The sequence below is a fragment of the Mesorhizobium sp. ISC15 genome, from assembly GCF_037162615.1.
GTDB lineage: Bacteria > Pseudomonadota > Alphaproteobacteria > Rhizobiales > Rhizobiaceae > Mesorhizobium > Mesorhizobium mediterraneum.
Genome location: NZ_JAVSPX010000001.1, coordinates 6,734,985 through 6,747,121 on the forward strand (window position 1 = coordinate 6,734,985; position 12,137 = coordinate 6,747,121).

14 protein-coding genes are annotated in these 12,137 nt (G+C 57.0%); 1 reads left to right on the forward strand and 13 read right to left on the reverse strand.

Annotated features, from left to right (window positions below):
* Nucleotides 1-42: 42 nt before the first annotated feature.
* Nucleotides 43-681: a hypothetical protein gene (locus RPG13_RS32300; RefSeq protein WP_337126906.1), complete on the forward strand. Its 639-nt coding sequence runs from the start codon at nt 43-45 to the stop codon at nt 679-681.
* A gap of 106 nt (nt 682-787) precedes the next feature.
* On the opposite strand, the gene RPG13_RS32305 is transcribed toward RPG13_RS32300, so the two are convergent.
* The 13 genes from RPG13_RS32305 to sctQ form a co-directional block, all read right to left on the reverse strand.
* Entirely contained in the window at nt 788-1,030 is a 243-nt protein-coding gene (locus RPG13_RS32305; RefSeq protein ID WP_127208134.1) for an EscF/YscF/HrpA family type III secretion system needle major subunit, read from the reverse strand.
* A gap of 2 nt (nt 1,031-1,032) precedes the next feature.
* Nucleotides 1,033-1,287 carry an EscE/YscE/SsaE family type III secretion system needle protein co-chaperone gene (locus RPG13_RS32310; protein WP_164759444.1) on the reverse strand — a complete coding sequence of 85 codons (255 nt, stop codon included), beginning with the start codon at nt 1,285-1,287 and terminating at the stop codon, nt 1,033-1,035.
* Nucleotides 1,284-2,660, reverse strand: a complete 1,377-nt coding sequence (sctD, locus tag RPG13_RS32315; RefSeq protein WP_337126907.1) for a type III secretion system inner membrane ring subunit SctD — start codon at nt 2,658-2,660, stop codon at nt 1,284-1,286. The genes RPG13_RS32310 and sctD overlap by 4 nt, the downstream gene beginning before the upstream one ends.
* Nucleotides 2,657-4,756 (reverse strand): type III secretion system export apparatus subunit SctV, encoded by a 2,100-nt coding sequence (gene sctV / locus RPG13_RS32320; RefSeq protein ID WP_127208137.1) that lies wholly within the window; start codon nt 4,754-4,756, stop codon nt 2,657-2,659. Before sctV ends, sctD begins: the two co-directional genes overlap by 4 nt.
* Before the next feature lie 393 nt (nt 4,757-5,149).
* Nucleotides 5,150-5,506: a hypothetical protein gene (locus RPG13_RS32325; protein ID WP_128248182.1), complete on the reverse strand. Its 357-nt coding sequence runs from the start codon at nt 5,504-5,506 to the stop codon at nt 5,150-5,152.
* Nucleotides 5,507-5,509: 3 nt separating this feature from the next.
* Nucleotides 5,510-5,872, reverse strand: coding sequence for a hypothetical protein (locus RPG13_RS32330; protein ID WP_337126908.1), 363 nt, complete (start codon nt 5,870-5,872; stop codon nt 5,510-5,512).
* On the reverse strand, nt 5,869-6,990 hold the full coding sequence (sctW, locus tag RPG13_RS32335) for a type III secretion system gatekeeper subunit SctW (protein WP_337126909.1): 1,122 nt from the start codon (nt 6,988-6,990) through the stop codon (nt 5,869-5,871). Before sctW ends, RPG13_RS32330 begins: the two co-directional genes overlap by 4 nt.
* A gap of 421 nt (nt 6,991-7,411) precedes the next feature.
* On the reverse strand, nt 7,412-7,654 hold the full coding sequence (locus RPG13_RS32340) for a hypothetical protein (RefSeq protein ID WP_127208141.1): 243 nt from the start codon (nt 7,652-7,654) through the stop codon (nt 7,412-7,414).
* Entirely contained in the window at nt 7,651-8,430 is a 780-nt protein-coding gene (locus tag RPG13_RS32345; protein WP_337126910.1) for an EscU/YscU/HrcU family type III secretion system export apparatus switch protein, read from the reverse strand. Before RPG13_RS32345 ends, RPG13_RS32340 begins: the two co-directional genes overlap by 4 nt.
* The gene (gene sctT / locus RPG13_RS32350) at nt 8,427-9,200 is read right to left on the reverse strand and encodes a type III secretion system export apparatus subunit SctT (RefSeq protein ID WP_337126911.1); all 774 of its coding nucleotides are present in this window, start codon (nt 9,198-9,200) and stop codon (nt 8,427-8,429) included. Before sctT ends, RPG13_RS32345 begins: the two co-directional genes overlap by 4 nt.
* Before the next feature lie 34 nt (nt 9,201-9,234).
* The gene (gene sctS, locus RPG13_RS32355; protein WP_127208144.1) at nt 9,235-9,498 is read right to left on the reverse strand and encodes a type III secretion system export apparatus subunit SctS; all 264 of its coding nucleotides are present in this window, start codon (nt 9,496-9,498) and stop codon (nt 9,235-9,237) included.
* The gene (gene sctR, locus RPG13_RS32360) at nt 9,498-10,160 is read right to left on the reverse strand and encodes a type III secretion system export apparatus subunit SctR (RefSeq protein ID WP_127208145.1); all 663 of its coding nucleotides are present in this window, start codon (nt 10,158-10,160) and stop codon (nt 9,498-9,500) included. Before sctR ends, sctS begins: the two co-directional genes overlap by 1 nt.
* On the reverse strand, nt 10,157-11,146 hold the full coding sequence (gene sctQ, locus RPG13_RS32365; RefSeq protein WP_164759446.1) for a type III secretion system cytoplasmic ring protein SctQ: 990 nt from the start codon (nt 11,144-11,146) through the stop codon (nt 10,157-10,159). Before sctQ ends, sctR begins: the two co-directional genes overlap by 4 nt.
* Nucleotides 11,147-12,137 lie beyond the last annotated feature (991 nt).

Sequence of the window (12,137 nt, forward strand, 5' to 3'; positions counted from 1 at the left end):
ATGCCGCCGTCCCTATGCCGCAAATGCTGACGCACGGTTTACGTGACAACACCCACCGAGACGCTCGAGTCGCTGCTCGATCAGGATCGTGCACTTGGCGAAGAGGCCCAGTTCGCGGCCGGCCAGGCCATCCTAAACTTCAGGCAAGTCTATGCTTCTAAAGCGCACTGGGGAAATGCCGAGAAGGTCGTGATGAAAACCCTCGCCGAACATGGTTTTCTGTCACTGGCGGAAACCGAGAAGCTGGACGCGTCTCTGATGTTCGAGGATCCGCATAAAAACAAGCTGAAGCGCAACACCAGCTTGGTGGGGCCGTGGCTGCATAAACTCGACACCCGGCGTCAGGAGAGGCTATCAGGTTACCATCCCGCGGTCATCGAGGACCTGAATCGCAGGGAAATCGAAGACATGAAAAACCTGCCCATCGCTCACTTCAAGTTGAATGAGAAAGGCAACGGATTCGAGGATTGCTCAGGCCTCGGTGACTCGTTCACATGCGCCAACGCCGTCGCCTGCATCAACCATGCGCGCTTAATGAGCGGACAGCAATGTCTCTCAAAGGAAGAGGTCATTGTCATTATAGCGTGCCTCAACGCAGTCTACGACGACACGAGCTCGATCCGGCATACGCTCCATGAGATAGCGCGTGGAAAGTCCTCTAGCGGATCGGCGCAGGCGTAGCCGGTCTAGCACAAGACGATCCGCGTAAACCAACCTGAGAACGCATGGAAGTACTGCTGCAAGCCAGGCCAGAAAAGTGGCAAGATCGTGTAATCTGACCAAATGTTCAGCCGATTTTCTGGGACACTCCCTTCAGGGCGTCGTAAAGCAATTTGATAATTCCGGATTCCAAATTCAGGCTCAGGCTCCATTGCTGAGCGAGGGATTGAATTCTAATAAGATCGGTCGGTTTGTCCGGTTCCATGGATGCCATGAAGCTGTTAAGATTTCTTTCTGCTTCAACAGTGGCATTGCCGAGGCTGCTACTGATACTGCTGACGGTAAGGTTGTCGCCAGAAATAGGTGACATAGTTATCTCCAAGGTTGCGGTATTTCTTTATCACGATAAGCCATCGATATTGTATTGATCACCTCTGTCGCAGCGCGTATCGCGTCCGCTATGGCCGCCAAAACTTCGAATTCCTGCCTCGAAACGCCAGCATCCATTTCACGTTTCAACGATTGCCGGCAGGTATCGAATTCCCTCTCTAGGGCGGATCTCTTTGCACCGTCGAAATCCCCTAGCAGCTGTCTCTGCAACTCAAACATGACTATGACTTCGCTCACCCTTTTTCCTCCTCCACCATCCATTTCGGCTTGCTCGGATAAGGAAGATGCATCGCATCCGCGCCGATGCGCACAGAAATTCCGCTTCGGTCTATGTCAACAATCTGGCCCAAGCTCTCGAGACTGTCGCCGATCTTCAGGCGCGTTCCATTCTCAACAACGATGAACGGCGTTTGGCCAAGGTGTACACCTCTGGGCACCGGCAATATGACCGGCGTGAACTGCGTCTCAAGCCGGATGTAGGGTGCGAACTTCTCCCGAAAGCGAGCAGCGACCTTCTGCCACGCTTCAAAAGCAATCGGAGCCAGGGCTCCCGAAACGAGCACGCCATCTGCCTTCTTCAAGATGTGAATGGAGCGCCGCAGTTGGGCCGTCATCGCGGTCTCTAGAAAAACGCGAGCGCCGTCGGGTGTCACGATCGCGTTTTCAACTTCGGTTAGCCCCGGAATGTCCTGCCGCAGGTGATGAAGCGCTGCTTCGACCTCCGCATCGCTTGGCCCATATCCTGTTATCGCGATCTCCCCGGCGCCGATCACGCGGACGCTGCCCTCGATTCCGAAGCCGCTTATGACCGTCGTCACGAGATCGATGAGCTGCGAATCCGATAGAGTGGTCGGTGGTTTGGATATCACTTCCACCTCAACGCCGGCGTTGTTCAAGGCGACTTGTAGTTCAGCATCGTCTCCAGGTCGGAAGTCTCCTTCGATGACCAGCTTGTCATCGACCCGGGCAATCTCGACGTTTCGAGCGACATTTAATTCGCGAATGATTTGTCGCACGATCCTCATCGGGTCAGTGGCCGGAGACACTTCTGAGGCGGAGGGGGGAACTCGCCCTATGGCGGCCCAAAACACGACGACGGGCATAATCAGGAGAGTGCAAGCTACCGCCCCGAGCCGTAATCGCCGCGGTATCGAACCTGCCATGAGCTGTATCCGTCGGCCGACCAAGGTCGACGCCAGTTCGGGAGGGGCGAGCGGCGCGGAAGTGTCCGGCTCCCCGTTTCCCATGGAGGCCGCCTCGGGAAAGCTGCTCCCGGCCGGCCCGATCCCAAAAATCGTCCGCCCGACCTGTACCGGTGTTGGCGGATCGAGCACCGTCAAGTTACCTACCGGGAGGTCTTTGGTCCCGATGCGCACCCCCGGTGCGAAGGCAATAATATGGATGCGTCCCGCCTCGACTTTAATGCGAAGATGTGTGGCAGCCAGTTCCGGATCAGCGAAGGTGAGGTCATCGGTATCACTGGCACCGATCAGCCAGACTCCTTCCTCAAGCGGGGTCTCTGCACCCCGGTTGGGACCGGACAGCACGCGTAGGCTCAGCTTGGCGTCATCGCTAGCGAGACTAACGTATTCCATGTTCGTACCTGTCACGACAGCGATATCCTTGCCAGCGGCAGTACGGAGATATCGGGGGCAAGTTCCTGATAGGATAGCACGGGTAGCCCGTAGAGATCGACTTCGATGATCTTGCGCAAGTATCGGCGGATGTCGATAGAGGTCAGTAGCACAGGCTTGTGCGGTTGCTGGCCGACATCACCTATCGCATCCCTCACCTTATCAATGATTTGCCGCGTGGTGCCAGGGTCGAGGGCGAGATAACTGCCCACAGAAGTCTGCCGAATGGCATTACGCACCGTGTCTTCCACTTCCGGCGTAAGAATGTAGGCTGGCAATAGGGTCCTGCCGACAGTATGCTGGAAACAGATTTGTCTTTTCAATGCACAGCGCACATGCTCAGTAAGCAGAACTGTGTCTTTTTCCTTCGGCCCCCATTCGACCAGCGCGGTGAGGATAGCGCGCATGTTGCGCAGCGAGATCTCCTCGGAAACCAGTCGCTTCAAGATCTCAGAAATCGTCTGCAGAGGAACGGTCCGCAGCACCTCTTTTACCAGTTCCGGGAAAGATCCTTCCACTTGATTCAGTAGAATTTTTGTTTCCTGGATTCCGATAAATTCACCTGCTTGCCGACGCAGGACATGACCAATGTGGTAGCTGAGGATCTGAACCGGTTCAAAAAATGGGATACTGGCGGCTTGCAACGACTCGCGATGTGTGATGTCCACCCACGTGGTCTCGATCTGAGGCAGGAATGGCTTATCGAGAACATACGGAATGCCCACGAGGTCGAGGTTCTCGGGGATATCACGAGCCAGAAGGTGCTGCGCCCGTAACGATCCTTCACCACATGGAATTTCATTTACATTGATCGTGTACGCGCCATCCTTGTTGCTGTCGCTGACACGCAGATTAACGCCTGGAAAGGGAACGCCGAGATCGAGAAGCAGCGCCTGCCGCACAGCAGCCAACTCCTTGTTCAGCCGGTCTGGCCGAACGATGCTCTGAACGTCTCGACCAATGTCGAGCATCAGAGGAACCGTGAGCGTGATGGTGATGGCATCGCAGCCTTCGCCGCTCCGTTCAGCCGGCCCGTCCGACGCCGTCACGGGCGCCCTGACGCCGGCGACCGAGTAGGAACTCGAAGGCGCTGAAAGCGGCCGCCTGCGCTGCAACAACCAGCCACCGCCTCCAGCCAATACTGCCAATATCACGAAAATTGCCGTAGGAAAGCCAGGTACCAAAGAGAACAGAATTAGGATGAAGGATCCTGCGATCAGGGCACGTGGTTGGGCTTTGACTTCGTCTCCAATCTCACTGCCGAGATCTGAGCCCTTATCCCTGTCGCTTATCCTCGTGACGATGAAGCCTGCCGTGATTGAGGTGAAGAGAGCCGGGATCTGACCGACGAGCCCGTCGCCGATGGTCAGGATGGTGTAAATCTCGAGCGCTTCGTTCAAGCTCATGCTCTTTTGCAGGGCACCAATCGCAATGCCGCCTATGATGTTCACGAAGATGCTGATTAAGCCTGCGATTGCGTCACCTTTGATGAACTTCATCGCACCGTCCATCGCGGCGTATAATTGGCTCTCGCGCTCGATGGCGATGCGGCGCCGACGGGCTTCTTGAATATCGATGCCGCCGGCACGCAGGTCGCCGTCGATGCTCATTTGCTTGCCCGGCATCGCATCCAGCGAGAAGCGTGCGGCGACTTCAGCCACGCGCTCGGACCCCTTGGTGATGACCACGAACTGCACGATGGTGATGATCAAGAAAGTAACCCCGCCCACAATGAGATTCCCAGCTACCACGAAATCGCCGAAAGTCTTGATGATCTGGCCGGCGTCTGAGTGCAGTAAGATCATGCGTGTCGCAGCGATACCGAGGGACAACCGAAACAGCGTCGTCAGCAAAAGCACCGCCGGGAAGGTGACGAAAGCGAGGGGTGACTTAATATAGACTGCCACCATCAGCAGGAGAGCGGAAATCCCAAGATTGATAGCTTGCAGCACATCCATCAGGACGGGCGGCAGCGGAATGATCATCACAAAGACGATGGCAACCAATAGCCCCGCCAGAATAATGTCGTTCCGGCCAGTCGCAACTGCCAGGACCTTGTTGGGAAAATTCACGCTGTCCGTCCCCGCGACGCACCCGGCACGGCCGTCTGTGTCAGCAGTATTGTGGCCATTCGCTGAGAGGCTCTCGCCTCGGATCTGAGACCCAGTTTCGAATAAGCCTTGACCCGCACCTGCAATATCCGGAATCGCTCCTCATCGCTCAGCGCGTGCAAAAGAAGCCGACTCGCCTCGGCAGCGGCCCCCTCGCAGTCTCCCGCTCGAAGCAATACCAGACAGCGTGCATGCCGTGCCCAACCCCATGCGGAGTCGAGATGCTCGAGTGCGAGCAGAAGCTTGGTTGCATCGTGAAGAAGGCCAAATTTAATGTAGAGATACGCTAGCACCGATAGCGCATCGCGCTTGTCGGGACTGATAAACGGTTCCGTCATCAGATCTATCCTCGCATCAAAGCACGGCAGGCGTTTTCAAAAAAAAACGGTCGCATTGCGCCCGATCGAGTACCGAGAGCGCGTCGCACAGCACGGCACGATCTGGGTCTCCCGTTTGCGCAGCCAGATCGGCCAGCGATGTGTGTGCGGCCTTGAGCGTGGCGGCGAATGTCGGAGACTCGAGGATTGCGGGATTCGCGATCGGAGGCGCGAAGGCGGCCATCATCAGGTCATCGACGGTGGGGGCGTCGTATAGCAGATCGAATTGCAAAGCCGACCGAGCATCGGCAACGAGGCCTGTTCGCCGCAGTTCCGTCGATCCGGAGATCGTTGGAGCAGAATAATTCAAGCTGCCGGAATTGATGCGAATCATAGGTCACCGCGCTGCGGCATCAATTTCGTCGACGAGCCGTACGAGAACCTGCGCCGCGGTTTCTAGCGTTGGAAGATCAACCCTGTTCTCAGCTATGCTGATGAGCAGGACCAGCAGCGCCTCGCCATAAAAGGCGACGTTCACCATGTGCGGCACCGTACGATCCGGGTGTACCGCTGAGAGAGCTGCCGCGGCGATCCCCTTGCGGTGAAGCGGCATGGCGCGCGTTAAGTACATTGCGACAAAGCCATCGCGACACTCCATGTGGAGATCACCCGATCGTTCAAAACGCAGCGTCAATGGGGGCGCCTGCGGTGGAAGTCCCATCGCCGAGCAAAAAGCCCGAATAGAAGCATGGGCGCTCATGCACTCTCTTCCTGTTCAATGCGGATGTCCATCGCTTCCTGTATCGCCCGCAACGTCGATTCTCTTGCGTCCAAGTCGCGGTAGACTCCGACCGGAATCATCGCGAGAAGATCTCGAGAGTCACGCAGTACGGCAATCTGCATATCAAGGTGAACGAGAGGGATTCCTAGCCGTTCGGGAATGGGAATGATCTTCGACGGACCGGGAACGGTATCCTCCAACAGCGGCAATAATTGCCACATCACGCCAGTAGCGGTGATGTCGATGATATTTCGCCGCCGTATCCGTTCGACCATTTTTTGGCAGCACTCGTGCACGGTATCCAGCACTCGCAGCGCCGATAATCCGCTGAGGATCTCCCATAGCCGAGCCGGCTCGACCGACGGGCCAGCCGAGGCGATGTCCTCGCCGAGCGCACGCGTAAGAAAGGCGACATGCCGAGCAAAGCCCTCGACTCCAAACTTACTGAGAATGTCCCTATAAAGCCGGAGCGGTCCTGGATCGCTAGAGACTGTGGCCCGATAGAAATTACGCAGCTCTGCAGCGAGCCTCTGATCACCCGCCGCTACTTCAGTCGCTACCACTGAAATATTGAGGCCAGCACGAACAGCCACCCCCTGCTTAGCCATGAGTTGGGCCTTGGCACCATCCGTCCGTATGGCAAGCTGGTCGAGGCCCTCGCGTCGCAACTCTCGCGCCGCCAGATCGAGTGCCGCATAGGCATAAGAGGGGTCAGCGAACCGCCGACGAACCTTTCGGAGTATGTCCTGCAAGGCAGAATCGTCTCTGCGGATATCGCGCAACAGCCCCGGCAACTCGGTACGGTCGAAATAAGGGAGACGTTCGAAATAGGCATCAATCTCATGGACCGCGCTGAGCGACGGCGCTAAGCGCTCCTCCGAGATTTTGCGCTCAACTAGCGCCCTTGACTCGATCGCCTCGGAAAAACCAAAAGTGCGCTCTTCCCTTGCCTGTTCCAAGAGGGTCGCGTGTGTAGGCCCCGCCAGGCGAACAGCTTCACCGCGCCATGAGCCCACCTGCACCGGGACCGGCTCGATCGCCATCCGATCAGAGCAAAGGCGCGAAGGGGTCGTTTCGAATACTGTCCCATCAGACATTACTTCGGCTCCGTGCGATCTTACGGCGGATCGCCTGGGGCGTCCCGTCAACGTCCATGGGCAGTGCACTGCAGATTGCCGGCGCACGGGCTTCCTCGCGGGCCGACTTGCCGTTCCGCGGCTTGGTGGATCCGCATGTGTCCCACCATTTAAGGCTTCGTGCTCGCTCATGTCCAAGCAACTTCTGGGCAGCACCCATGGAGGCAAACTGTGTCAGTGGGCTACGCCCTTTCGGGCGCCAAAGGGATATCGGTCCATATCTATTATAACGTCGCGACATGCATAAGAAATATCAAACCGATATGAGTACATACAAAATGCATATAGGACTCAGCAAACAAATCAGTCCGCAAGAAATCTTGTGCCGGAGGCCAGCTGACACAGTGAATGGCACGACCGATCGCCGGGCCGGGTCTCCAGCTTACCGGGAAGCCGAAGAATTTTGGCGAGAGGTTCGAGTAGATACGACTGCATATATTCGTCTACTGGACTCGTCCTTCAGCAGCGCGTGCGCAGCGGATTGTTTCGCCTCACTGGCATAGTGGTAGCCAACATCATCGATCATATGCTGCGCCAGATCGATACCGATGGTACTGATCACGGGGAAGGCCGTACGCTTCCGATCGTAATAAATCGCCACGCAACATACATCGTTGGTGATCACGACGGTCCCCTGCGCGACCGGTTGGTCATGCCTTTGGCGAACAACTCCATATGGAGTTGTTTGCGTTTTGCCCTGACTAGGGGGTTACCGTTGCTTTCCTTGTATTCTCGCTTCGCCTCATCCTTCGACATCATGTTTTTCTTCGTGAATTGCCGACGCTGGAACGCAAAGTCCGCAATTGCCACCGTGAGAAAACCCAAACCAGCATAAAGGGCGATGCCGAGCAGCAGGTTACCTGTCACCGCCCTTAGGCATGATATCCCGCAACTCGGCGTCCAGACGAGCGCATGCATCCCTTCGCGCAGCACGAGCAGCAGAACCGAGGCGAGTATCAAAATCTTCCCGATCGATTTGCCCAATTCAATGAAATTCCTCAGCGAGACGATCCTCTTGACGTTCTCACTGGGACTGAGCTTCTTCAGCGCTGGCGAGGCCGTCTCGGGCGTGAACATCGGGCCATTTTGTAAGATGTTGCCGCCCACGCCGATTACCAGAACGATGCCGATGAAGGGCGCGAGCATGCGTTGTAGTTCGGCAACATAGGACTGCAGGAGCTTTTCAGTGACGCTCAGGAGATCACCTTGGAGAAGCGGTACAGGTAGCAGGATCATCGCCTCGAGCCGGTCTATCATGCCGGATAAGGAGGCGTAGAACAGAGAAAAGAATGCGATGGTCAGTGCCGCGGAAACGACTTCACTGCTGTGCGCCACCTGCCCCTTCCTGCGCAGGTCGCTCAGCCTTTTGGGTGTAGGCTTTTCGGTCTTTTCGGCGCTCATGACAACCACGTGGCGATGAGGTTGAATATCGCGACCGGGGATGGCACGCGTTTATCGGCCTCAGCCAGAATGATCGTGAGCGAGAGGACTAAAACCAGGAGAGCCACCGCACTCTTGACAGACATGGCGATAAAAAAGACCTGCAGTTGCGGTGCAATGCGGCCGATCAGCGCCAGACCCATTTCGCTAAGGAACATAACAACAATAGCTGGACCGGCGAGGAGTAAAGTCAGTAGCATGATGACGTCTGCGAGATGCAGAACTCCCGTGACGAATGCCGGACCGAATGCAGGATGCAAGCTCCACAAAGGCCAGACCTCATGGGAGCGATAGAGCGCTTCGATCAATGCGGAAAAGCCGCCGGTGGCAAATAGCCATGTGACGAAGAGCTCGGCGAACAGCGTTCCAAGCGGCGAGACATGATTGCCGCTCGCCGGATTCAAGAGGCTCACCATCGCGGCACCCCTCTGGTTGTCAATGAAGGTGCCCGCCGCCTCAACACCCCAGATGGTCGCGGCAATAGGCATGCCGAGTACGAGGCCGAGCAAGAGTTCCTTCAGCCCCAGGCCCAGGATCAGCTCCAGATCCCAGCTATCGAGGTTCACAGGCCTAGTTGCCCAAGCATGCGCCATTACCGGGAGACTCAATGCCGTGATCGCGCCGTTCCGCGCCAGTCCGGTCACAATGCCGCGCCCCAGAATGGGTATAATCAGCATCATGCCCGTCGTACGCGTCGTCGCGAGGGCAAAGACGATAAGGGCAGTATGCAAGAGAGACGGATCAAGTAGCGACACGAGACGGACCTTACATCGCTCCGAAATTGTTGAAGACGTTTAGCGTATACTGGTACAGCTCCCGACCGATCCAGTTCCCAGTTGTCATCAAAACCAGGCTCACGCATATCAGTTTCACCGCGAACGGAAGTGTCTGCTCTTGAACTTGGGTCAGGGCCTGCACCAAGCTGACGACCAGCCCGACCCCCGTCGCGACGAGGATCGTGGGCATCGACAGAACCAGAGTCAGTTTCAGGGCTTCGACGGCGATGTTGGCCAGAGTGGCGGTACTCATTATGATGGTCCCGCATAGGACAAGACCAGACCGTGGATCAGGCGCTGCCATCCGTTCACAGCGACGAACAAGAACAGCTTGAAGGGCAGTGAGATCGTCATCGGCGAAACCATCATCATACCCATCGCCAGCAGGATATTCGAAATGACGAGGTCGATGACGATGAAGGGCAGGAACAGCAGAAAACCTATCTTGAACGCGTCCGCCAACTCGGATGTCATGAATGCCGGGATCAAAATCATGACATCGCCATCGGTTACCGCATCGGCGTCCCGTTCGTTCCATAATTCACGGGTCGCATTGGCGAAGAATTGTCGTTCCTGTTGCGACGTGTTCTTTAGGAGAAAATCGCGAAAGGGCTCTATAGCTAGCGGTATCGTTTCGACGAGCCCACGGAGATCTTCAAACGCGATCTCCTTGTGGCGCACTGCTTCAAATGCCTTGTTGGCCGCGGGCTGCATGATATATACGGAGAGCAGGATGGCGACCGCATTCATTGCCATGTTCGGCGGAATGTTCTGAACGCCGAGGGCATTTCGGATCAGCCCGAACACGACAACGAGCTTGACGTACGACGTGACGGTGATCGCAAGGAAGGGGATGACCGCTATCGCGCCGATCAAGGCGATCATCGCAGCGGGATCGGGCAACCCGGTGTTCATGACGAGGCGCGTGGTAGGCGCATGTCTAGGACACGCACACCTGTCCGATCGGCGATGCGCACCAACTCGCCCGCAGCGACCACCCGGCCATTAACTCGCAAACTGACATTGGTCGTAGCGTCGAAACCAAGATCTAGTACCTGGCCCACCGCGAGTTCACGAAGCTGCTTGAGCGACATGGTCAAGTGTCCGACATCCACATCGACCGGGAGGTCAATGCTGTCGAAGGTTTCGGGAGGGAGAGAGTCAGGATTGTCCATCATGTGGTCCACTGCTGAAAGGACTGAAAGGCGGCCATCCATGATCGAGGCGCGAAATCGCGAATTGCCAAAGAGGCACAGTAGAACGGTCATCGCTCCGTCACGAGCGACCGGTGAGGCGTCGAGCAAAATGACGTCGCCCGGCGCGATTGACTGTAGTTCCGCCAAAGTAAGGTTCAAACGAGCGACTCTTAGATCGAGAGAGAGGGCCAGATCGTCGAGGATTGCGGACACGACCGGCAGCGCATCGCAGCAGCAGCAAGTGATCCATTCGAGTCCGCCGGCATCGAATTCTACTAGGCCGAGGAATTTTTCTGGACCGTCCAAGCGAACAAGCCCAATGGCGTAGGGCAGCACTTCGGTGATCTCGGAAGAAGACCAGATGGGCCGCTGACCGCACCATCGTTCCACCTGAATCGCCACATTGCGTAGGACGATGTCGAACAGAATTTCCCGCAAGCCGTGGTCCAATGGCAGGGCCGTGATGTCTGGCCAGTGTGTCACCGCCATGGACGGAAGGAGAATCGGGTCGATCGCGATGCGGAGATCGTGGCCGTGTAGGCGTACCATCACGCGGCGGCAATCCGCCGGAACACGCGGTGGTGTCGAATCGGGAATGACGGCTGCCACGTTGATGCTAGCGAGGCTGAAAGCGGCCGGCAAGCGGGCTGCAAGACGCGAAATGGTGGCGGCCTCTCGTGAACTATAGCAAGGCAGATCGATCACGTGCCCCTCCATGGTGAAGAGTTCGCTCGAGCCCGCGAGACGGTCGGTTGTGCCGCCCAGGAAATGGAGCTTTGTTGACGGGTCGGGCGCCTGGCTGCTGCGTTTGTGCGACTCAAGCTCGTTACTGCCGAGACCCTTGCGGGGTGCGTCGTCGAGTGACTCACACTGTTTGAAATTCCGCTCGTTGAACGTTTGCGAGAACCGCTCATCGTCCCCAAGGTGAGGGCCCGCGGCGAGGTAGCCCGCCCCGCAGGTGGGGTGGAACAGACACTGTTTGTGACGGCCGCCAACGCAGCATCCCTACTAGCGAGTATCCGCGCATCGGATCGGCGACCAACGATGCGGACGACAGTCGCAATGGAACAGCTCAGCCCAAAACACATGCGTCGAAGATCTCTGAAATAGACAAGCTGCCTAGTGACTCGATCTTTTCGGACAAGCTGTTGATGCAAGCCGTTCGGGTTCCCCATGAAATCGCTCCAGTCATGGCGACGGATATCCCGAGATCACTCCACTCGCCGGGGAAGGGGCATCCGCTCAATGGTCGAGCTGTCGTTTACATCCAATCTACTCAACGTGGGCCAGAAGCAAATATCATGTCGATATTGGATCATCTCCAATTCTTATGATGAGATCTGACATACATCCACCCTGAGTGGCCTTGTCGGCAGTAGCGCCCCAAAAATCGTGCCGAAGTGTTCAAAGCGACGGCAGAAGCGTTGGCCAGCATGGACCGGCACCGTTTTTCCGCGACCGCGTCGCCTAGGAGTCCACCAGATGCGCCTATTAGTCCACTCGGTGGGACCTCTGGGGCGTGGTGAACCAGACCGCTTGCGCCTTGCGTTTCTTGAGGTGACGCTGGGTCGATCTGATCTGCCTGAGCGGATCGATACGCCCGGACGCCGTGCAAGTTGCTGGTCGTGCTGAGCGCCTCTGAGGTGGTCGGCGCAGTGAACGCGACGAGGAACCCGGTCGCTCTGATGCCACAGAC

Coding starts and splice junctions, on each gene's coding strand:
- RPG13_RS32325 (WP_128248182.1), bottom strand. CDS start 5,506: ATGATTCGCATCAATTCCGGCAGCTTGAATTATTCTGCTCCAACGATC.
- sctS (WP_127208144.1), bottom strand. CDS start 9,498: ATGAGTACCGCCACTCTGGCCAACATCGCCGTCGAAGCCCTGAAACTG.
- sctW (WP_337126909.1), bottom strand. CDS start 6,990: ATGTCTGATGGGACAGTATTCGAAACGACCCCTTCGCGCCTTTGCTCT.
- RPG13_RS32305 (WP_127208134.1), bottom strand. CDS start 1,030: ATGTCACCTATTTCTGGCGACAACCTTACCGTCAGCAGTATCAGTAGC.
- sctR (WP_127208145.1), bottom strand. CDS start 10,160: ATGAACACCGGGTTGCCCGATCCCGCTGCGATGATCGCCTTGATCGGC.
- RPG13_RS32330 (WP_337126908.1), bottom strand. CDS start 5,872: ATGAGCGCCCATGCTTCTATTCGGGCTTTTTGCTCGGCGATGGGACTT.
- RPG13_RS32345 (WP_337126910.1), bottom strand. CDS start 8,430: ATGAGCGCCGAAAAGACCGAAAAGCCTACACCCAAAAGGCTGAGCGAC.